Origin of the sequence: Streptomyces coryli (genome assembly GCF_011044975.1) — a bacterium.
Classification (GTDB): domain Bacteria; phylum Actinomycetota; class Actinomycetes; order Streptomycetales; family Streptomycetaceae; genus Streptomyces; species Streptomyces coryli.
This window is the reverse complement of record NZ_JAAKZV010000027.1, coordinates 33,899-51,974: the sequence shown is the minus strand read 5'-3', so window position 1 is coordinate 51,974 and position 18,076 is coordinate 33,899. Positions and strand designations below refer to the sequence as shown.

Sequence of the window (18,076 nt, the reverse complement as noted above, 5' to 3'; positions counted from 1 at the left end):
CCGTCGCTCTTCGACCCGGCCCCGCCCCCGCTGCCGCAGGGCGCGACCGCCCTCGACGCCCTGCTGGAGGTCTATGCGGGACAGCTCGCCCGCGCCCAGGCCACGCCGCATCCCGACCGCATGGCCCTCCTCATCGCGGCGGAGTCCGCCGGCTGGCTGGTGGCGGCCGAGATGCGGCGCGCCGGCCTCCCCTGGTGCGCCGACATCCACGACGCGCTGCTGACGGAGCTGCTCGGCGGCCGCTATCCCGGCGGCCTCGAGCCCCCGCGGCTGGCCGAGCTGGCCGCCGAGATCTCCGCCGCGCTGGGCGTACGGGTCCGCCCCGACCTGCCCGCGGACGTGCTCCGCGGCTTCGCGAAAGCGGGCGTGAAGCTGCGCTCCACCCGCAAGTGGGAGCTGATGGAGATCGACCACCCCGCGGTCGCCCCGCTGCTGGAGTACAAGCGCCTCTACCGCCTGCACACCGCGCACGGCTGGTCCTGGCTGCGCCAGTGGGTGGACGCCGACGGCCGCTTCCGCCCGGAGTACGTGCCCGGCGGCACCGTGTCGGGCCGCTGGACGACGAACGGCGGCGGCGCGCTGCAGATCCCGAAGGTGATCCGGCAGGCGGTGGTCGCGGACCCCGGCTGGCGCCTGGTGGTGGCGGACGCGGCGCAGATGGAGCCCCGGGTGCTGGCGGCGATCTCCCGGGACCCGGGGCTGATGCAGGCGGCCTCGACGGACCGCGATCTGTACGGCCAGCTCCCAGGCGGCCGGGACGAGGCGAAGCTGGCGCTGCTCGGGGCCATCTACGGACAGACGTCGGGCGACGCGCTGAAGCACATGGCGGTGCTGCGGCGGCGCTATCCGGCGGCGATCGCGTATGTCGACGAGGCGGCCCGGGCCGGGGAGGAGGACCGCCTGGTCCGTACGCACCTGGGCCGGACCTGCCCGCCGTCGGCCGCCGCCGAATCGGTGTCGGGGGAGGCGGGGCTGCCGCAGGAGGCGGAGGGCGATGCGGACGCGGACGGGGGCGGGGCGCCGCGCAGCAGTCCGACGGCCCGGGCCCGGGGCCGTTTCACGCGGAATTTCGTGGTGCAGGGCAGCGCGGCGGACTGGGCGGTGTGCGTGCTGGCCCAGCTGCGCGGGCTGCTGGCGGACCGGGAGGCGGAGCTGGTCTTCTTCCAGCACGACGAGGTGATCGTGCACTGCCCGGAGGGGGAGGCCGCCTTCGTGGTGGAGGCGATCGCCGAGGCCTCGCGGGCCGCGGCGCGGGTCGCCTTCGGCGATACGCCGGTGTCGTTCCCGTTCACGACGGTGACCTGCGGCTCGTATGCGGAGGCCAAGTAGTCCGCCCCGCTCAGCCCGCTTCGGCCCGTTCTGGCATCATTTGATGCGGAAATACCGAAGCATCGCAGGAAAGGCGGGCAGCTCATGCGCATCGCGCTCGCGCAGACCGATTCCACCCTTGGAGACGTCGAGGGGAACCTCGAGGTTCATCGCGAGCAGATCGCCCAGGCCGCCGCCCAGAACGCCGATCTCGTCGTCTTTCCCGAGCTCAGTGTCAACGGCTACCACCTCGGCGCCCTCCGCCAGGACACCTCCCTCGAGCTGAAGGATCCGCGGCTGCTCGAGCTCAGCTCGCAGGGTCCCGGCGTCGTCGCCGGGTTTCACGAGCACACCAGCCTGCGCGCGTACAACACCTCCGCTTACTACGCCGCGGGCGATGTCGTGCACGCGCACCGCAAGCTCTACCTGCCGAACTACCTCGCCTGGGAGGAGCGCAAGCACGTCAGCCCGGGCCAGAGCATGCGCGCCTTCGACCTGCCCACCGTCGCCGGCGGCCGCGCCGCCACGCTGATCTGCAACGACGCCTGGCAGCCGGTCATCCCCTGGACCGCCGTCCAGGACGGCGCCGAGGTGCTCTTCATCCCGGTGAACAGCGCGGCCAGCCTGGACCCGGAGTCCATGGACACCGAGCGGTACTGGGACACCCTGCTGTCGTACACCGCGATCATGCTCCAGTGCTGGGTCGTCATGGTGAACCGCGTGGGCAATGAGCACGGAGCCTCCTTCTGGGGCGGCTCCCGCGTCATCGACCCGCGCGGGAATGTCGTCGCCCAGGCCCCGAAGTGGGAGCCGGCGCTGGTGACGGTGGACATCGACGTACACGAGGCGCGACGGAACCGCCGGGCCGTCCCGCTCGTCGCAGAGGCACGGCTCGGGCTGGTCGCACGTGAGGTACGCCGCTTGATTGACGAGGGCGGCGACAGCTGAGGAGCAGCTCGCCTCCTTTGCCACGCGCGTCACATCCGCACCAACACGCCACATCGGGAACACAGCGGAATCACTCGTTCACCACGCGTGCACGTGCATTTGCCCGTGCATACGCACGTCAACACGGCTATGATCCACGACAGTTGACCCCGGCAACGAGCTTGGAGAGACCGTGATCCACGCATATAACGGCATGGCGGCCAGGGATCTCCGGGGCGCCGTGTGGCAGAAGAGCAGGCACAGCAACTCCCAGGGCACCTGCGTGGAGTTCGCGAAGCTGCCGGGCGGGGAAGTCGCCGTGCGCAACTCCCGGTTCCCGGACAGCCCGGCTCTCGTCTACACCCCGGCAGAGATAGAGGCGATGCTGCTCGGCATCAAGGACGGAGAGTTCGACCACCTGGTCGAGAACTGAGCGGACACACCCTGCTGTTACGCGGGCTCCGGCCCGCCGGGCAGCGAGAACAGCGCCCAGACGACCTTTCCGCGCAGCGACCCGGCGAGCGGGTGCCAGCCCCAGCTGTCGCTGAAGGAGTCCACGAGAAAGAGCCCGCGCCCGGACTCGGCGGAGAAGTCCGCCTCCCCGGCGACCGGGCTGTCGGCGCTCGGGTCGCGCACGGCGCACACCAGCCGTGAGGCCCAGCGCATCAAGTGCAGCCGCACCGGCGGCATATCGGAATCCGACGCGAGCTCATCGGGGGATTGCGCCCCCTCGGGCGCATCGTGCGGCAGCGCGTGCCGCAGCGCGTTCGTCACCAGCTCGGACACCACCAGCGCGACATCGTCGCTCAGGCCGTCCAGCTCCCAGTGGTGCAGCGTGTCGCGGGTGAACTCGCGGGCGCCGCCCACCGCTTCATACGCCGCCGGCAGCGCGCACGAGGCCGCGCCGGACACCGCTCCAGGGTCGATCGGCGGCAGACCCTGCCATAAGGGGTCGAGCATGATCGATGCTTCGGTCCCCATGGCCTTCATGCGAGGCACTCCCAGGTCGCGGCTGACGTCACCCTTCACATGCTGTGCGGTGGCCCATCGTTCCGAATGCGTACGACAGATGCAAGGGCAGATGCACGTGCACCCGCCGTAATGCGTACCCCTGTCCAGGTCTGGGAGTCATGCCTGCCCCAAGGGAATCCACTTGAGTAATCATTCGGGCACGCAATGGAGCGTAAACATGGCACACTTGGCCGATGGCTTCGGGGGAGCCAGCTGAGAAGGGGCCTAAGTCGAGGTGGTGGGAGGGCTCTGATGGCCATGGACTCGTCGAGCGGTTCCGTTGTGCGCCGGATCCTGCTGGGGTCCCAGCTCAGACGGCTGCGCGAGGAGCGCGGCATCACGCGGGACGCCGCCGGCTATGCGATCCGGGCGTCCGAGTCCAAGATCAGCAGGATGGAGCTGGGGAGGGTGAGCTTCAAGACGCGCGACGTGGAGGACCTGCTGACGCTCTACGGAGTCACGGACGAGCGCGAGCGCGAGGCCCTGGTCGGGCTGGTGCGGCAGGCCAATGTCGCGGGCTGGTGGCACAGTTACAGCGACGTGCTTCCCGGCTGGTTCCCCACCTATGTGGGTCTGGAGTCGGCGGCCACGGCGATCGACGCCTACGAGGTGCAGTTCGTGCACGGCCTGCTGCAGACGGAGGAGTACGCGCACGCCGTAATCACGGCCGGCCAGCCGGACGCCCCGCGGGCGGAGCTCGAGCGCCGCGTGGGGGTGCGCCTGGAGCGGCAGAAGCGCTTGGTCGCGGAGGACGCGCCGGAGTTCAAGGTGGTGCTGGACGAGGCGTCCATCGCCCGGCCTTACGGCGGCCGCGAGGTCATGCGGCGCCAGCTGCGGCACCTCATCGACCTGTCGCACATGCCCAATGTCACCGTGCAGCTGGTGCCGTTCTCGTACGGCGGCCATGCCGCGGAGTCGGGCGCCTTCACCGTGCTCGGCTTCTCCGAGAGCGATCTGCCGGACGTGGCGTATGTCGAGCATCTGACGAGCGCGCTGTACCTCGACAAGCCCGAGGACGTCGGGAAGTATCGCGCAGCGATCGGCCGGCTGCAGCGCGTTGCCCAAAATCCGGAAGAAACAAGGCAGTTGCTGGCCGGAATCGCTCAACAGCTCTAGACCAGTCAGTAGCATGGCGTGCCATCGGGGGTCGTTAACTCAACGACGAGCACGGAGATGGCATGCGGTCTGGAGATGGGGCCTACTTCGGGGAACTGGCCTGCCAGTATATTGACGGCAAGTGGCGGCCGGGCGCCGGCTCATGGGACCTCATCGACGTCAACCCGTACACCGGTGAGAGGCTCGCGGCGCTGACGGTCGCCACGGCCGCGGAGGTCGACCAGGCCTACCGCGCGGCCGAGCGCGCCCAGCGCGAGTGGGCCAAGACGACCGCGTACGCCCGCAGGCAGGTGCTGGAGCGCGCGTTAAGGGTGGTCGAGCACCGCGAGGCCGAGATCGCCGCGGCCATCACCGCCGAGGTCGGCGGCACCCAGCTGACCTCCGGCTTCGAGCTGGCGCTGACCAAGGACGCGCTCAGAGAATCGATCCGCCTGGCGCTGCGCCCGGAGGGCGAGGTGCTGCCATCGCCGCAGGCCGGCAAGGAGAACCGGGTCTACCGGGTCCCGGTCGGCGTCGTCGGCGTCATCACCGCGCACAACTTCCCGCTCTTCCTCGCCATGAAGTCCGTCGCCCCGGCGCTCGCGCTCGGCAACGGCGTGGTCCTCAAGCCGCACCAGCAGGCGCCCATCACCGGCGGCACCCTGCTCGCGAAGATCTTCGACGAGGCCGGCCTGCCGCCAGGACTGCTGAACGTCGTGGTCTCCGACATCGCCGAGATCGGCGACGCCTTCCTCGAGCACCCGGTCCCCAAGGTGCTCTCCTTCACCGGCTCCTTCGAGGTCGGCAAGCACGTCGCGGCCATCGCCGCGCGGCAGTTCAAGCGCACCGTGCTGCAGCTCGGCGGCAACAGCGCGCTCCTCGTCCTCGACGACGCGGACATCGATTACGCCGTCGACGCCGCCGCCTTCAGCCGCTTCGCCCATCAGGGACAGGTCTGCATGGCGGCGAACCGGCTGCTCGTGGACCGATCGGTTCAAGACGAATTCACACAGAAGTTCGCAGCCAAGGTCCGCACCCTCACCGTCGGCGATCCCGCGGACCCGGCGACCCGTATCGGACCACTGATCTCCACCCGGCAGGCGGGCGCGCTGGCCGATCAGGTCGAGCGGGCGCTCGCCGAGGGCGCGACGGCGGTGGTACGGGGCGCTACGCGCGGTGCGCTGGTGGAGCCGACGGTGCTCACCGACGTGCCGCAGGACGCCGCGATCAGGCGGCGGGAGCTCTTCGGGCCGGTGGTGATGATCCTGCCGTTCGACGGCGAGGACGAGGCCGTCGCCGCGGCCAACGACAGCCCCTTCGGGCTCAGCGGCGCCGTGCACACCGCGGACATCGAGCGCGGGGTGCGGGTGGCGCGGCGGATCGAGACCGGGATGTTCCACGTCAACGACGGCACGATCCACGACGAGGCCGTGGTGCCCTTCGGCGGGGAGAAGGCCTCCGGGCTCGGCCGGCTCGGCGGGGAGGCGACGGTGGACGCCTTCACGGCGCTCAAGTGGATCTCCATCCAGCACGGCAGGACGCACTTCCCCTTCTGAGCGGGCCGGGCGATCTTCACTCGCCCGGCGGCGGGCCGCTCGCCGCCGTCCGCGGGGGCGCTCAGCATGGCGGGAGAACGGTGCCGACAGCCCGAGGAGACCGCCGATGACCGCCCCGACCGCCACCACCGCCCGCGATCTGATGAACCCGGGCGTCGAATGCGTACAGGACACCGACTCCGTGGCCGACGCCGCCCGCCGGATGCGCGCGCTGGACGTCGGCTGTATGCCCGTAGCCGGCCCCGACGGCGGGCTGACCGGCATCATCACCGACCGCGACATCGTGGTCCAGTGCGTCGCCGAGGGGAAGGACATCGCCACCGTCACGGCCGGCGAGCTGGCCGGCGGCCAGCCGTACCACGTGGATGTGAACGCCTCCAAGGAGGAGGTGCTGTCCGTCATGGGCGAGCACCAGGTGCGCCGGCTGCCGGTGGTCGAGAACGGCCAGCTGGTCGGCATGATCAGCGAATGCGACCTGGTCCGCGGCCTGGGCCGGGACGACGTGGCGGCGTTCTGCAATGCGGTGTACGGCGTCTGAGGCCGTACCCCACGACAGACGGACAACGGCCGGGCTCCCGTCACAGGGAGCCCGGCCGCTTGCCGTACGCGGGGCAGTGTCAGTCGCGCCCCAGCCGCCTGCCGGCCGCCAGCGCACCGGCGCCCACCACCAGCGCCCCGGCGGACAGGCCCGCCGGCGCGAGTGGCGAGGACGTCCCGGTCGCCGCGAGCTGGGCCCGCTCGCCCTGCGGACGCGGCAGCGCCTTGGCGTCGTCCTTGTCCTTGTCGGGCGGCGCCACCGGCACGGTCACCGGCTTGCTGGTGTTGTTGCCCGGCTTCGGGTCCTCGGGGGTCTTGGCCTTGACGGTGACCTTGTTGCCGAGGTCGCTGCCGTCACCGGTGTAGTCCGGGTCCAGGCGGACGATCAGGGTCCACGACTTCTTCTCGTCCTTCGCCAGCTCGTCGACCGGCCCGCAGGTGACCTTCTGGCCCTCGGCGGTGCAGTCGGCGCCGGACTGGAAGATCAGCCCGTCCGGGAGGGTGTCGGTGGCGGTGACGTCCTCGGCCGGGTCCGGGCCGTTGTTGGTCGCGGTCACCAGGTACCGGAAGGCGCCGCCCGGGGCCACCGGGCCGTCCGTCCTGACCTCCTTGCCACCGGCGACGTCCGCCTCCGGCGGTGCCGGCTTCGGCTCGGTGCCGCAGGCCGGGTCCTCGCTGTTCTCGGCGCAGTTGACGACCTCGGTGATGTCCTTCCCCGGCTCGCCCGGGCCCGGGGCCTCGACGATCACGTTGTTGCGCAGCTTGTCGTCGCCGGTCGGCGGGTCGTTGACGGTGACCGAGTAGGTGATGGTGGCCGTCTCGTGCGCCTTCAGGTCGCCCTTCCAGCGCACCCGCGGCTCCTCGTACGTGGCCGTGCCGGTGCTGGCGTCGGCGTCGTCGTTGTACTCCGCCTGGTCGAGGTTGTCCGACAGATCGTCGCTGAACTGGGCGTTCGGGTAGTCGACATCACTGACGTTCTGCACCTCGACCGTGTACGTGACCGTGTCCCCGGGCCGTACCGTCGTCGGCTCGGCCGACTTGGTGTACTTCAGGTCCGGGACCGGCACCGACAGCGCCACCTGGAACGGCACGTACGTGTCGCCGCGGGTGGAGAACGTCAGGTCGGCGCACGTGTCGCCGGGCTTGATCGCCCCCTCCGGGAGCTCGAACTCCTTGGCGTCCATGCCGAGCGCGTTGTCGTAGTCGGGGTCGAGCGCGTGGTCCACGGTGGAGTCGAAGAAGTTGTCGATCTCGCCGCGGGCGTTGCGCACCGCCGTGCCGTTGACCCGGAACTGGTCGCCCTTCACGCCCCGGTCGCCCTCCAGGATGGAGGTGGAGGCGCGCGGCGGCTCGCTGCCGGACTTGTAGAAGTCGCAGATCTCGACGGTGGTCGGGGTGTCCCGGGAGCCCTGCTTGACGTGCCCGTAGTAGAGGTCGACCGCGCGGCGCTGCGGGGCGTAGTCCGCGTTGGCCTCGTCGAAGGCGTAGACGAGCGTCAGCGACCAGCCGCCGACGCAGCCCTGGCCCTCGGGGGCCCAGACGTCGCCGACGTCGACGCGGAAGGGCGTCCCGTCGGGGGCGTTCTGGAAGAGCGACGTCACGTCGCTGCGGGCCGAGTAGTAGTGCGGGCCGTTCCCGGAGTCCTGGGTGAAGTCGTCGATCGACACCTTCTCCTCAGGGCCGCCGTCCACCCGCAGGATCGGTGCCGCGCCCTGCGGGCCCGGCGCGCTCGGGTGCTTCGCGGTGTTGCCGCTGCCGATGTCGCAGAGGACGCGGTTGTTCGAGCCGTACGTGCCGTCGTTGCCGCCCCACATCAGCTGGGCGTGCACGATCTTGGAGCCCGGCGGGATCTCGTACTGGCCGCTGCTGGAGTTGAAGGTCGCGGTCGACAGGCCCGCGCGGTCCAACTGGGCCATGTAGAGCGTGTTGTTGTTCGTGGTGTCGGACTCGGTGGCGCGCTCGCAGTCCGCCTGGTCCGGGGAGCCGTCACAGCCGAGCACCGTATTGCCGCCGGTGATGAAGTCGCCGTAGACGGCGTCGTCGTAGACCTTCTCGAAGGGCTTGGTCACCTCGGCGGCGGCCGGTGGTGCCATGCCCGTCAGCCCGGCGGCCGCGGCCGCCGTGGCGATCAGGGCGCCTTGGGCGGCCCTGCGGAGTCTGGAGGGGAGTGCCATGGTCGGGAAAATACGGCAATTCCGGCATTCCGCTTCTGAATCGCTGGCCCGGGCGCGTGTCGAGAGCCAGTCGCCTGACGTATGGTCAAAGTTGACTAGAGGTGATCCTCGGGTCCGTATGCAAGTCCGTACGCAAGGGAGGCGGAATGTCGGCGACGCGGCTGCTGGTCCTGGGCGCGGTGCGGCTGCACGGGCGGGCGCACGGCTATCAGGTGCGCAATGACCTGCAGTACTGGGGCGCCGACGACTGGTCGAACGTCAAGCCGGGGTCGATCTATCACGCCCTGAAGCAGATGGCCAAGCAGGGCCTGCTGCTCGCGCACGACGTCGCCCCGTCCACCGCGGGCGGCCCGCCGCGCACCGAGTACGAGCTGACCGAGGCCGGCGAGGAGACGTATTTCGCGCTGCTGCGGGAGGCGCTGCGCAGCCGTGACGAGAAGCTCGAATCCCTCGCGGCCGGTGTCGGCTTCATCGTCGACCTGCCCCGCGCCGAGGCGATCGGCCTGCTCAAGGAGCGGATCGCGGCGATGGAGGAGTGGCGCGCCGCCGTGCTGCAGCACTACTCGCCGCAGGACGACGAGGACTTCGGGCACATCGGGGAGATCATGCGGCTCTGGCTGCACACCGCCGAGTCCGGCATGGAGTGGACCCGCGGCCTGGTGGACCGGCTGGAGAAGGGGTCCTTCGTGATGGCGGGCGAGGGCGACCCGTGGGGCGCCGGCGGCTTCATCGCCGAGGAGGACCCGCGGCGCCAGGGTGACGCGGAGCACTCTTAATCAAGTTTGACTAATGGCGGGGCCGGGTTTACCTTCGCTCCAGTGGTCAAGTTTGACTACTGATCGAGGAGGAGGCACATGACCGCCATCACGGTCGAAGGACTGCAGAAGGCGTACGGGCCGAAAGCGGCGCTCGACGGTCTCGACCTGACCGTCCCGCAGGGCGCCGTGCACGGGGTGCTGGGCCCCAACGGGGCCGGCAAGTCCACGCTGGTACGGATCCTGTCGACGCTGCTCCGCCCGGACTCGGGCCGCGCCGAGGTGGCCGGTTACGACGTGACCGCCCACCCGGACGAGGTCCGCTACCGCATCGGCCTGCTCGGCCAGCACGCCGCGGTGGACGAGCAGCTGAGCGGCCTGCAGAACCTGGAGATGTTCGGCCGCCTCTACCACCTGGGCGGCAAGGCGGCCCGCGCCCGCGCGGCCGAGCTGCTGGAGCAGTTCGGCCTCGGGGAGACCGGCCGCAAGGCCATCGCCCAGTACAGCGGCGGCATGCGCCGCCGCCTCGACCTCGCCGCCAGCCTGATCATGGCGCCGAAGATCCTCTTCCTGGACGAGCCGACGACGGGCCTCGACCCCCGCGGCCGTACGGAGGTGTGGCAGGCGGTCCGCTCGCTGGTCGACGGCGGCACGACGGTGCTGCTCACCACGCAGTACCTGGAGGAGGCCGACCAGCTCGCGGACCGTATCTCGGTGGTCGACCACGGCCGGGTGATCGCCGACGGCACGGCCGCCGAGCTCAAGGCTGAGCTCGGCGGGGACCGGATCGATGTGGTGGTGCACGACGCGGCTCGGCTCGTCGCCGCGGCGGCCGTGGTGGGCAAGGCCGCGAAGGCGCCGGAGTACGAGATCGAGACCGACCCGGACGCGCGCCGCGTCAGCGCTCCGGTGGCGGACCGCATCGGCGCCCTGACCGAGACGGTCCAGGGCCTGGCCGCGGCGGGCATCGAGGCGGAGGACATCGCCCTGCGGCGGCCGACGCTGGACGAGGTCTTCATCCATCTGACGGACGGCGGACCCGCCGACACCGAGGAGGTACGGGCATGAGCCTGCAGACGGACGCCACCATCCCCGGCAAGCCCGCGCGCGGCAGCGCGCTCACGTGGGCCGTCGTCGACGGCTGGACCATGACCCGCCGCGGCTTCGCGCACTGGGCGCGGCAGCCCGGGCCGCAGATCGCCGGGCTGCTGTTCTCGGTGATGCTGCTGACGGTCTTCTACTACCTCTTCGGCGGTGGCATGACCATCGAGGGCGGCGGGGACTACAAGGAGTTCCTGATCCCCGGCATGCTCGCGCTGACCATGGCCTTCGGCCTCGAGACGACGATGACCGAGCTCACCCAGGACCTCAACAAGGGCGTCATCGACCGCTTCCGCTCCATGCCGATGGCCCGCTCAGCCGTGCTGGTCGGCCGCAGTCTTACGGACATGGCGCAGTCGGTCGTCGGCCTGCTGGTGCTGATCGGCGCGGGCCTCGCGATGGGCTGGCGCTGGCACGGCTCGGCGGGCGCGGCCCTCGCCGCGGTGGGCCTGCTGCTCCTGCTCCGCTTCGCGATGCTGTGGCTGGGCATCTTCCTCGGCCTGGTCGCGGGGCGGCCTGAGATGGTGATGGCCGTGCAGATCCTGGTGTGGCCGATCGGCTTCCTGTCCAGCGCGATCACGTCGCCGGGGATGATGCCGGGCTGGCTCGGCACGATCGCCGAGTGGAACCCGATGTCCGCCACCGCCACCGCCGCCCGCGACCTCTTCGGCAACGACCTCGGCGCGACCGGCGGCTCGTGGGTGGTCGAGCACGCGGTGCTGATGGCGGCGGTGTGGCCGGTGCTGCTGATCGCGGTGTTCTTCCCGCTGGCGGTACGGAAGTACCAGCGCCTCAGCCGCTGAGCCCCGCCTTCACCGCCTTGGCCACCTTCACGACCCGCGTCGCCTGCACCCGTGCGGCGGCGCGGGCCGTGTCGTCCACGGGCAGTGAGCCCTGGCCGTCGACGTGCGAGGTGCCGTACGGATTGCCGTCGGTGAACTTCTCCGGGTCGGTGTAGCCAGGGGCGACGAGGATGCCGCCGAAGTGATGCACCGTGTTGTACAGCGCCAGCAGCGTCGACTCCTGGCCGCCGTGCTTGGTCGCCGATGAGGTGAAACCGCTGTAGACCTTGTCCGCCAGCTTCCCCTGCTGCCACAGCCCGCCCAGGGTGTCGATGAACTGCTTCAGCTGCGACGTCACGTTCCCGAAGCGCGTCGGCGACCCGAAGATCACCGCGTCCGCCCACTCCATGTCGTCCGGCGAGGCCTCCTCGATATGAGCGGTGGCCTCGGCGTTCGCCTTCCAGGCGGCGTTGGAGTCGATCGCGGCCTGCGGCGCCAGCTCCGTGCAGCGGCGCAGCCGCACCTCCGCGCCCTCGGCCTCGGCGGTCTTGGCGATCTCCTGGGCGACGGCGGCGTTGGTGCCGGTCGACGAGTAGTAGATGACGGCGACGCGTACGGGCGAGTTGCTCATACCCGCAGATTAAGGACGATCAGCCCGCGCTGCTCATCGAGAGCTTCGCCGCGAAGCCCAGGAAGGCCGTGCCCGCGGCCGCGGAGGCGCCCGCGGTCAGCCGCTTGCGGCGGCGGAAGACCGAGGCGAGCCGGGTCCCGCTGAAGATCAGCACCGACAGATACGTAATGGAGAACAGCTGCGCCCAGGCCGCCAGCACCGCGAACGACACCGCCGGATGGGCGTACGACGGGTCCACGAACTGCACGAAGAAGGAGATGAAGAAGAGGATCGCCTTCGGGTTCAGCAGTGAGACCACGAAGGCCCGGCGGTACGGCCGCTCGGGTGCGCCCGCGGCCGCGGTCTCGGCGGAGGCGGAGGCGTCCGCCTCGGTCTGCTCGGCGACCGCCGCCTGCGCCCCGCCCTTACGGCGCCACAGCGCCCACGCGCCGCGCAGCATCCCGACCGCCAGCCAGGTCAGATAGCCGGCCCCGGCGAACTTCACCACGGCGAAGGCGGCCGACGAGGCCTGCAGCAGCGAGGCGACACCGCCCGCGGAGAGCGCCATCAGCACCATGTCGCCGCACATCACGCCGCCGGCGGCCCGGTACGCGGGCCGCACGCCGCGGCGGGCGGCGACGGAGACGACGTACAGCGAATTGGGCCCGGGCAGCAGAATGATCAGGGCGAGCCCGGCGAGATACGTCGAAAGGTCGGTGACTCCAAACACCGGATCAGGTTCACACGCCGGATCTGTGGGAAGCCAATGAGTTCCGCCTGACGGACAGTGAGACTCCTCACGCCCCATGCGCGAGCGCGACGCCCCCGTGACGGAAGCGGCTCCGCGGGCGCAGGGTAGGAGAGGTGGCCACAGGCGGAAGAGGCGGTGTGATGACCGTCATCTTATGCTTCGCCTTGAGTGGACCCGTATCCGAGAGTTGGGGGTGATGTGGGCGTGGCTGGGGAGGCCATACGGAACGGGCTCGATCCCGAGGACGGCGAGGACAAGCCGGTATCGGACGAGGTGCACAGCGCGTTCACGCCGCCGCACGGCGTGCCGATGCCGCCGGTGCCCGAGGACGAGCACCCGACCTCGGAGTTCGCGATTCCGGAGGGCCTGCGCGACCTTCCCGAGCCCGAGGCGGAGGCCTCGGCGTTCATGCCTCCGGGCGCCACGGCGCTCTCCGCGCTGTCCCGCCCGGAGCCCGCGACCGGGCCGCTGGCGAAGGCGGGCCAGCCCTGGCAGGACCGGATGCGGGTGATGCTGCGCACCCCGTCGGCGGAGCGGGTGACGCCGGAGCGCGCCTACATCACCGACGAGGTGCCGCTGCCGGTGCCCCGGATCCTCGACCTCACCCTCCGCATCGGCGAGCTGCTGCTGGCCGGCGGCGAGGGCGCGGAGGACGTCGAGGCGGCGATGTACGCGGTGGCGCACGCCTTCGGCCTCGACCGGTGCGAGACGACGGTGACCTTCACGCTGCTGTCCTGCACGTACCAGCCGTCGCTGGTCGACGACCCGGTGACGGTCAACCGCACCGTCCGCCGCCGCGGCACCGACTACACCCGGCTGTCCGCCGTCTACCGCCTGGTCGACGACATCGCGGAGCCGGAGGTGGACGTCACGCTGGAGGAGGCGTACCGCCGCCTCGCGGAGATGCGCCGCAACCGGCACCCGTACCCCACCTGGGTCCTTACCGCCGCCAGTGGTCTCCTCGCGGGCTCGGCGTCCGTGCTGGTGGGCGGCGAGATCGCGGTCTTCTTCGCGGCGGCCATCGGCGCGATGCTCGGCGACCGGCTCGCGTGGCTGGCGTCGGGGCGCGGGCTGCCGGAGTTCTACCAGTTCGTGTTCGCGGCGATGCCGCCGGCGGCGATCGGGGTGGCGCTGACGCTGGCGGACGCGGGGCTGCAGGCGTCCGCGGTGATCACCGGTGGGCTGTTCGCGCTGATCCCGGGGCGGGCGCTGGTGGCGGCGGTGCAGGACGGCCTGACCGGCTATTACATGACGGCTTCGGCCCGATTGCTGGAGATGGTCTATCTCTTCACGGGCATCGTCATCGGCGTGCTGCTCGTGTTGTACGCGGGCGAGGAGCTGGGCGCGAACCTCAACCCCGAGGGGGGCCTGAGCCGGGCCGAGTATCCGGTGGCGGCGCTGCTCGCCTCGATGGCGCTGACGGTGGCCTTCGCCATCCTGCTGCAGCAGGAGCGCTCGACGGTGGTCGCGGTGACCCTGAACGGCGGGGTGGCCTGGCTGATCTTCGGCGCGATGCACCACGTCGGCAATCTGTCGCCGGTCTTCTCGACGGCGATCGCGGCGGGCCTGGTCGGCCTGTTCGGCCAGCTCTTCTCCCGCTACCGCTACGCCTCGGCGCTGCCGTATGTGACGGCCGCGATCGGCCCGCTGCTGCCGGGCTCCGCGACGTACTTCGGTCTGCTGGGCCTGACCCAGGGCCGGGTCACGCACGGGATCGGCTCGCTGCTGACGGCGGTGGCGCTGGCCCTGGCGATCGCGGTCGGCGTGAACCTGGGCGGCGAGCTGGCCCGGCTCTTCATCAAGCGCCCGGGCCTGGAAACGGCGGCCCCGGAGCGGAAGGGCGCGAAGCGTACACGCGGCTTCTAGGTCCCTCCGGGGCCGGTGGTCCGTCGGTCAGTGACCGCCGCCGGAGGCCTGCAGGCGCTTGTACGAGGCCTCGACCTCGAGCTCGGCGTCGACGCGGCCGACCCAGTTGGCGCCCTCGACGGACTTGCCGGGCTCCAGGTCCTTGTAGACCTCGAATTGGTACCGGCTCCCGGGGCGCCATGGCGCAGCGTTATACGCGCTGGGAAAGCGAGCGGCGATAGGGCGGTCAATGGTGGTTGTTGGCGACCCGTGGCGGTGCCTTGACGGCCCAGAGACGGCCCGAGTCGGGGCCCAGAGACCGCGTGAATGGGCGGCCGACGGCCCACCCCTGAACGCGCTGTAGTGACAGCTACCGGAGCGACTGACGGACAGCGAGAGCCGCGCGTACGGTAGGACCCGAGCGTAAACGAGTGCCGGGAGGCGCGAACCGTGAGCGACCGTACATGGACCATTGAATCCATCTGTGAGGCGCTGGGGAACCCCATGCTCAGCAAGAAGTTCTTGGGCGAGATCAACCGCGCGCCTGCCCACGAGCTGCTGACGGTGTTCGCGAAGTGGCAGGGCATCGCTGCCGGCATGTCGGCGGCGGGGGAGCGCGGACGGAGCCTTGCCGAGGTTGAAGCTGCCACAGGGGAAGTACCGGGCGAATGGGTCGACGTGACCGAGCGGATTCAGGCTGAGGCTGCTGCGGCGCGCAGCCGAGGCGCTGCCTGATGACCTACCGGCTCAAGTACGACCGTGCCGCCGAAGCGGTACACGACGCTCTGCCGTCCGAGGCGAGCGAGCAACTGTCCTTAGCCCTTGCCGCAGCCTGTGACGACCCGATCGGCGCCACGGAACCGTACGGCGAAGACGACGGAGTGGTGCGGATGCTGATCACGGAGCACGTGATTGCCGTGCTCCTAGTCGGCGATGTCACAAAGACGCTGACGGTTCTCCAGCTGAGTTACCTGGGTTGAGCAGGCGGTGGCGTCTCGTCGGTGAAGCCATGCGCGCACGGGCGTGCTGGACGCTGCGCGAGCCATCCTGAGACGCGTGGTCCGCCGTTCACGGCAGTGCCTTCGAGCACCGTTCGTACGTACTGAAAGCCGTGCTGGAGGTAATACCTCTGGAGGGCTGTATTGCTGGTCCAGGCGTCAAGCCGGAGCCATTTGGCACCCGCTCTGTAGGCGCGGTCTCCCGCCCAGTCGAGTAGGCGGCCGCCGAGGTCTTGGCCAGCGTGGGTCCGGGCGACGGTGAGCTTATTGATGAAGAGCGAAGGCTCTCGGAGCTCATCGGCTGTCCACAGCCCAGCCTCCGCCTCTGGCGTGAGGGTGATGGTTGCGGCAGTCGCATCGCGGTCTCGGACCATGAAGACGGTGCCGGCCTCGATGGTGGCCAACAGCTTGTCTGCGGGATACGGACGCTGCCACTGATCAGAACCGAGGCGCGACAGCCAAGCTGCGGCCTCCTCACGGAAGGCCAGCAGCTTGGCTACGTCGTTCGGTTGGGCAGGGACGATCTTCACTTAGGTTCGTTCTCGCTTCGCCCCGAGAGATTGTCAATCTCGTAGTTCATGCGGTTCAGGTCGCCGCGGAGCGTGGTGACGGTGCACCGAACCGGGCGCTCGCCCGAGTACCCAGTTCGTGTCCAGAGGAGCACCGGGACACCCGCCCCGACCTCCAGTAGACGCGCTTCGTCCGGAGTCGGCATGCGCGTTGCGATCTCATCGAAGTACCTGTCCTGCACGGTCCCGCGCGCAGCGAGGTACCTCGTGGTGCCTTCCTCGATGTCCCCCGGCTCAGCGAGACGTGGTGCAGCGGAGACCAGCCATTCGGGGTAGTAGGTGGCCTGGGTGGACCACGGGACGTCATCCACGAACCGGTGGCAGAACCGCAGCACCGCCGTAGCGCCAGGCTCTACCTCAAGGCGCTTGGCGACGTCCTTCGACGCCGGTTGCACCTCAACGCGGAACGTCTGGTGCGGCCGACGGCCGGCACTCTTCACGTCCGTGCTGTAGGCGTCACCGTCCTGCGGAAACTCCAGGTTCTCGAACCGGGACGCGTTCAGCTCGAAGATCTCGTTGGCGTGCACCTCATAGCCGAGTCCCTGGCTTGATGAAATCAGCCCTTCCGAGACCAGCAGGTGTAGGCCCGAGCGGGCAGTGTTCCGCGAGACCTCGAAGCGCTCCATCAGCTTGTTCTCTGACGGCACACGCGCCCCGGGGGGCAGGCTGCCGTCTTCGATCTCGCGGCGTAGCGCGTCGGCCACCAGCCGGTACTTCGGTTGCTTGCTCATGCGCCCATCATGACGCACTCGGTCAACTTGTTGGTACATGTTTGCCTCAACCCCTTGACGCTTCACTCTCCGTCGGTGCACCATCACAGCATCAACTTGTTCCAATAAGTTGAACGAGTGGTGCAACAGGATCAAGTATCCACTGTGCCACTGACGACCGGCCATTGAGGCCCTTCTTTGGGCTGCTCAACGGCGGTAAGGGGCCCGGGACAGAGCGGGCCGAGGCGGCCCGGCGCCTGGTCATTAACCGGAGGGCTGAGACCGAAAGGTCATGTCTCCATACGCCTTCGCCAGGCATGGCGGCTCTACCTGAGCTGCCGCCTGAAGGAGACACCTGCACGACCTCACTGTTCCGCCGCGATCTCGCGGCGGCCGGTTGCCTCCTCCGTCCGTCTCGTACGGGCGGGGCTGAGGGGAGCCGGACGATTCCTGCTCTGCTCCGCACTTGCCCGGGCCGCTGCCTCTCGCCACTGCTTCGACCGCGGCGGCCCGGTGCTTCGCCCGCCTCTTCCCATTCCGCAGCAAGTCAAGGAGATCGCTATGACTGAGCGCACCTTCACCTCTGCTTCCGCCGGCCCGGTCGTGCTGGGGCTGGACCTGCCGGTTGGCAGCGTCCGTGTCCAGGTGCTCGACAGCCTCACCAGTGCCCGTGTGGTGCTCCGCACGAAGGACGCCAGCGGCCCGGCCGCCGACGCCGTTGCCCAGGCTCGTAGCCGTCAGGACGGGCAGGCCCTGGCGATCGAGGTTCCCGAGATGTCGGGCGACGTGAGCGGGCAGAGCACGGGCGGCATCTTCGTGCGGGGTTCCGGCAACGTCGTGTCCGGCGTCGTCATCTCCGGCGGTATGACCATGGTCAACGGCCGCGTCGTGGGCGGCAGCTCCGTGCCGACGGTGAGCGCCATCGAAGCCAGCGTGTACTTGCCCGCGGGCAGCTCGCTGGCTGCGGTGTCCACCTCCTCCACCGTGGAGGTCTTCGGCTACCTGGAGCGGGTGGAGTTCCGCTCCGTCTCCGGCGACCTGCACCTTGACGGCGCCCGTCAGCTGATCGCCTCCAGCACCTCCGGCGACATCCATGCCGGGCGCGTCACCGAGCGTCTGGCCGCGCGCACCGTCTCCGGTGACATCAGCATCCGCCTCTACGACGGCAGCCACGCAGAGCTGGACAGCACCTCCGGCGACATCATCGCGCAGGCCACCCCGGCATCGTCCGGGCTGTTCAGCGCCAGCACCGTTTCCGGCGACATCCACGCGGACGGCACCCGGCACTTGCGGGTGAACACCCACTCCGTCAGCGGCCACGTCCGCACTCACTGAGAGCAGGTTCCG

19 protein-coding genes and 1 pseudogene are annotated in these 18,076 nt (G+C 70.1%); 13 read left to right on the top strand and 7 right to left on the bottom strand.

Going from position 1 to position 18,076, the window contains the following annotated elements; genetic code table 11:
- The 3 genes from G5C51_RS09490 to G5C51_RS09480 all read left to right on the top strand — a co-directional run.
- The coding region (locus G5C51_RS09490) for a bifunctional 3'-5' exonuclease/DNA polymerase (RefSeq protein ID WP_165234860.1) at nt 1-1,329 on the top strand (1,329 nt) is incomplete at its 5' end.
- Between the two features lie 84 nt (nt 1,330-1,413).
- A complete protein-coding gene (locus tag G5C51_RS09485) occupies nt 1,414-2,256 on the top strand; it encodes a nitrilase-related carbon-nitrogen hydrolase (protein ID WP_165234856.1) in 843 nt (280 codons plus the stop codon).
- A 172-nt stretch (nt 2,257-2,428) separates the two neighbouring features.
- Entirely contained in the window at nt 2,429-2,668 is a 240-nt protein-coding gene (locus G5C51_RS09480) for a DUF397 domain-containing protein (RefSeq protein ID WP_165234853.1), read from the top strand.
- Nucleotides 2,669-2,685: 17 nt separating this feature from the next.
- Here G5C51_RS09480 and G5C51_RS09475 read toward each other — a convergent pair whose 3' ends face one another.
- Nucleotides 2,686-3,216 carry an ATP-binding protein gene (locus tag G5C51_RS09475; RefSeq protein ID WP_206313636.1) on the bottom strand — a complete coding sequence of 177 codons (531 nt, stop codon included), beginning with the start codon at nt 3,214-3,216 and terminating at the stop codon, nt 2,686-2,688.
- A 282-nt stretch (nt 3,217-3,498) separates the two neighbouring features.
- Here G5C51_RS09475 and G5C51_RS09470 point away from each other — a divergent pair, with 282 nt between their 5' ends.
- The 3 genes from G5C51_RS09470 to G5C51_RS09460 all read left to right on the top strand — a co-directional run bounded on the left by G5C51_RS09470 (nt 3,499) and on the right by G5C51_RS09460 (nt 6,435).
- On the top strand, nt 3,499-4,362 hold the full coding sequence (locus G5C51_RS09470; protein WP_165234850.1) for a Scr1 family TA system antitoxin-like transcriptional regulator: 864 nt from the start codon (nt 3,499-3,501) through the stop codon (nt 4,360-4,362).
- A gap of 62 nt (nt 4,363-4,424) precedes the next feature.
- The gene (locus tag G5C51_RS09465) at nt 4,425-5,897 is read left to right on the top strand and encodes an aldehyde dehydrogenase family protein (RefSeq protein ID WP_165234847.1); all 1,473 of its coding nucleotides are present in this window, start codon (nt 4,425-4,427) and stop codon (nt 5,895-5,897) included.
- A gap of 106 nt (nt 5,898-6,003) precedes the next feature.
- Nucleotides 6,004-6,435 carry a CBS domain-containing protein gene (locus G5C51_RS09460; RefSeq protein WP_165234844.1) on the top strand — a complete coding sequence of 144 codons (432 nt, stop codon included), beginning with the start codon at nt 6,004-6,006 and terminating at the stop codon, nt 6,433-6,435.
- A 79-nt stretch (nt 6,436-6,514) separates the two neighbouring features.
- Here the strand turns inward: G5C51_RS09460 and G5C51_RS09455 are convergent, their stop codons facing one another.
- A complete protein-coding gene (locus tag G5C51_RS09455; RefSeq protein ID WP_165234840.1) occupies nt 6,515-8,608 on the bottom strand; it encodes a DUF7927 domain-containing protein in 2,094 nt (697 codons plus the stop codon).
- A 146-nt stretch (nt 8,609-8,754) separates the two neighbouring features.
- Between G5C51_RS09455 and G5C51_RS09450 the strand changes: the two genes are divergently transcribed.
- From G5C51_RS09450 to G5C51_RS09440, 3 genes are all read left to right on the top strand, one after another.
- The gene (locus G5C51_RS09450; RefSeq protein ID WP_165234837.1) at nt 8,755-9,384 is read left to right on the top strand and encodes a PadR family transcriptional regulator; all 630 of its coding nucleotides are present in this window, start codon (nt 8,755-8,757) and stop codon (nt 9,382-9,384) included.
- 78 nt (nt 9,385-9,462) lie between these two features.
- Nucleotides 9,463-10,431, top strand: coding sequence for an ATP-binding cassette domain-containing protein (locus tag G5C51_RS09445; RefSeq protein ID WP_165234834.1), 969 nt, complete (start codon nt 9,463-9,465; stop codon nt 10,429-10,431).
- Nucleotides 10,428-11,267, top strand: coding sequence for an ABC transporter permease (locus tag G5C51_RS09440; protein WP_165234831.1), 840 nt, complete (start codon nt 10,428-10,430; stop codon nt 11,265-11,267). The genes G5C51_RS09445 and G5C51_RS09440 overlap by 4 nt, the downstream gene beginning before the upstream one ends.
- Here G5C51_RS09440 and wrbA read toward each other — a convergent pair.
- Both wrbA and leuE read right to left on the bottom strand, forming a co-directional pair.
- Nucleotides 11,257-11,877, bottom strand: coding sequence for an NAD(P)H:quinone oxidoreductase (gene wrbA, locus G5C51_RS09435; RefSeq protein ID WP_165234828.1), 621 nt, complete (start codon nt 11,875-11,877; stop codon nt 11,257-11,259). The genes G5C51_RS09440 and wrbA overlap by 11 nt on opposite strands.
- A 19-nt stretch (nt 11,878-11,896) precedes the next feature.
- Nucleotides 11,897-12,586: a leucine efflux protein LeuE gene (gene leuE, locus G5C51_RS09430; protein ID WP_165234825.1), complete on the bottom strand. Its 690-nt coding sequence runs from the start codon at nt 12,584-12,586 to the stop codon at nt 11,897-11,899.
- Nucleotides 12,587-12,811: 225 nt separating this feature from the next.
- Between leuE and G5C51_RS09425 the strand changes: the two genes are divergently transcribed.
- A complete protein-coding gene (locus G5C51_RS09425; protein WP_338118069.1) occupies nt 12,812-14,473 on the top strand; it encodes a threonine/serine exporter family protein in 1,662 nt (553 codons plus the stop codon).
- A 27-nt stretch (nt 14,474-14,500) separates the two neighbouring features.
- On the opposite strand, the pseudogene G5C51_RS09420 reads toward G5C51_RS09425, so the two are convergent.
- A pseudogene (locus G5C51_RS09420) lies at nt 14,501-14,629 on the bottom strand (inorganic diphosphatase); the annotation flags it as partial.
- A gap of 273 nt (nt 14,630-14,902) precedes the next feature.
- On the opposite strand from G5C51_RS09420, the gene G5C51_RS09415 reads away from it, so the two are divergent.
- Together G5C51_RS09415 and G5C51_RS09410 are read left to right on the top strand one after the other, a co-directional pair.
- Nucleotides 14,903-15,187, top strand: a complete 285-nt coding sequence (locus tag G5C51_RS09415) for a hypothetical protein (protein ID WP_165234823.1) — start codon at nt 14,903-14,905, stop codon at nt 15,185-15,187.
- Entirely contained in the window at nt 15,187-15,432 is a 246-nt protein-coding gene (locus tag G5C51_RS09410) for a hypothetical protein (protein ID WP_165234820.1), read from the top strand. The genes G5C51_RS09415 and G5C51_RS09410 overlap by 1 nt, the downstream gene beginning before the upstream one ends.
- Here G5C51_RS09410 and G5C51_RS09405 read toward each other — a convergent pair.
- Together G5C51_RS09405 and G5C51_RS09400 are read right to left on the bottom strand one after the other, a co-directional pair.
- Entirely contained in the window at nt 15,420-15,980 is a 561-nt protein-coding gene (locus G5C51_RS09405; RefSeq protein ID WP_165234817.1) for a GNAT family N-acetyltransferase, read from the bottom strand. The genes G5C51_RS09410 and G5C51_RS09405 overlap by 13 nt on opposite strands.
- Complete coding sequence (locus tag G5C51_RS09400) at nt 15,977-16,750, bottom strand: GntR family transcriptional regulator (protein ID WP_165234814.1); 774 nt, start codon at nt 16,748-16,750, stop codon at nt 15,977-15,979. Before G5C51_RS09400 ends, G5C51_RS09405 begins: the two co-directional genes overlap by 4 nt.
- A gap of 540 nt (nt 16,751-17,290) precedes the next feature.
- Between G5C51_RS09400 and G5C51_RS09395 the strand changes: the two genes are divergently transcribed.
- Entirely contained in the window at nt 17,291-18,064 is a 774-nt protein-coding gene (locus G5C51_RS09395; RefSeq protein ID WP_165234811.1) for a DUF4097 family beta strand repeat-containing protein, read from the top strand.
- Nucleotides 18,065-18,076: the final 12 nt, after the last annotated feature.

Excerpts from the sequence above, each read along its gene's own strand:
- wrbA (WP_165234828.1), bottom strand. The coding sequence starts at position 11,877 with ATGAGCAACTCGCCCGTACGCGTCGCCGTCATCTACTACTCGTCGACC.
- G5C51_RS09400 (WP_165234814.1), bottom strand. The coding sequence starts at position 16,750 with ATGAGCAAGCAACCGAAGTACCGGCTGGTGGCCGACGCGCTACGCCGC.
- G5C51_RS09410 (WP_165234820.1), top strand. The coding sequence starts at position 15,187 with ATGACCTACCGGCTCAAGTACGACCGTGCCGCCGAAGCGGTACACGAC.
- G5C51_RS09450 (WP_165234837.1), top strand. The coding sequence starts at position 8,755 with ATGTCGGCGACGCGGCTGCTGGTCCTGGGCGCGGTGCGGCTGCACGGG.
- G5C51_RS09465 (WP_165234847.1), top strand. The coding sequence starts at position 4,425 with ATGCGGTCTGGAGATGGGGCCTACTTCGGGGAACTGGCCTGCCAGTAT.
- G5C51_RS09395 (WP_165234811.1), top strand. The coding sequence starts at position 17,291 with ATGACTGAGCGCACCTTCACCTCTGCTTCCGCCGGCCCGGTCGTGCTG.
- G5C51_RS09440 (WP_165234831.1), top strand. The coding sequence starts at position 10,428 with ATGAGCCTGCAGACGGACGCCACCATCCCCGGCAAGCCCGCGCGCGGC.
- G5C51_RS09445 (WP_165234834.1), top strand. The coding sequence starts at position 9,463 with ATGACCGCCATCACGGTCGAAGGACTGCAGAAGGCGTACGGGCCGAAA.
- G5C51_RS09455 (WP_165234840.1), bottom strand. The coding sequence starts at position 8,608 with ATGGCACTCCCCTCCAGACTCCGCAGGGCCGCCCAAGGCGCCCTGATC.
- G5C51_RS09485 (WP_165234856.1), top strand. The coding sequence starts at position 1,414 with ATGCGCATCGCGCTCGCGCAGACCGATTCCACCCTTGGAGACGTCGAG.
- G5C51_RS09475 (WP_206313636.1), bottom strand. The coding sequence starts at position 3,216 with ATGGGGACCGAAGCATCGATCATGCTCGACCCCTTATGGCAGGGTCTG.
- G5C51_RS09460 (WP_165234844.1), top strand. The coding sequence starts at position 6,004 with ATGACCGCCCCGACCGCCACCACCGCCCGCGATCTGATGAACCCGGGC.
- G5C51_RS09470 (WP_165234850.1), top strand. The coding sequence starts at position 3,499 with ATGGCCATGGACTCGTCGAGCGGTTCCGTTGTGCGCCGGATCCTGCTG.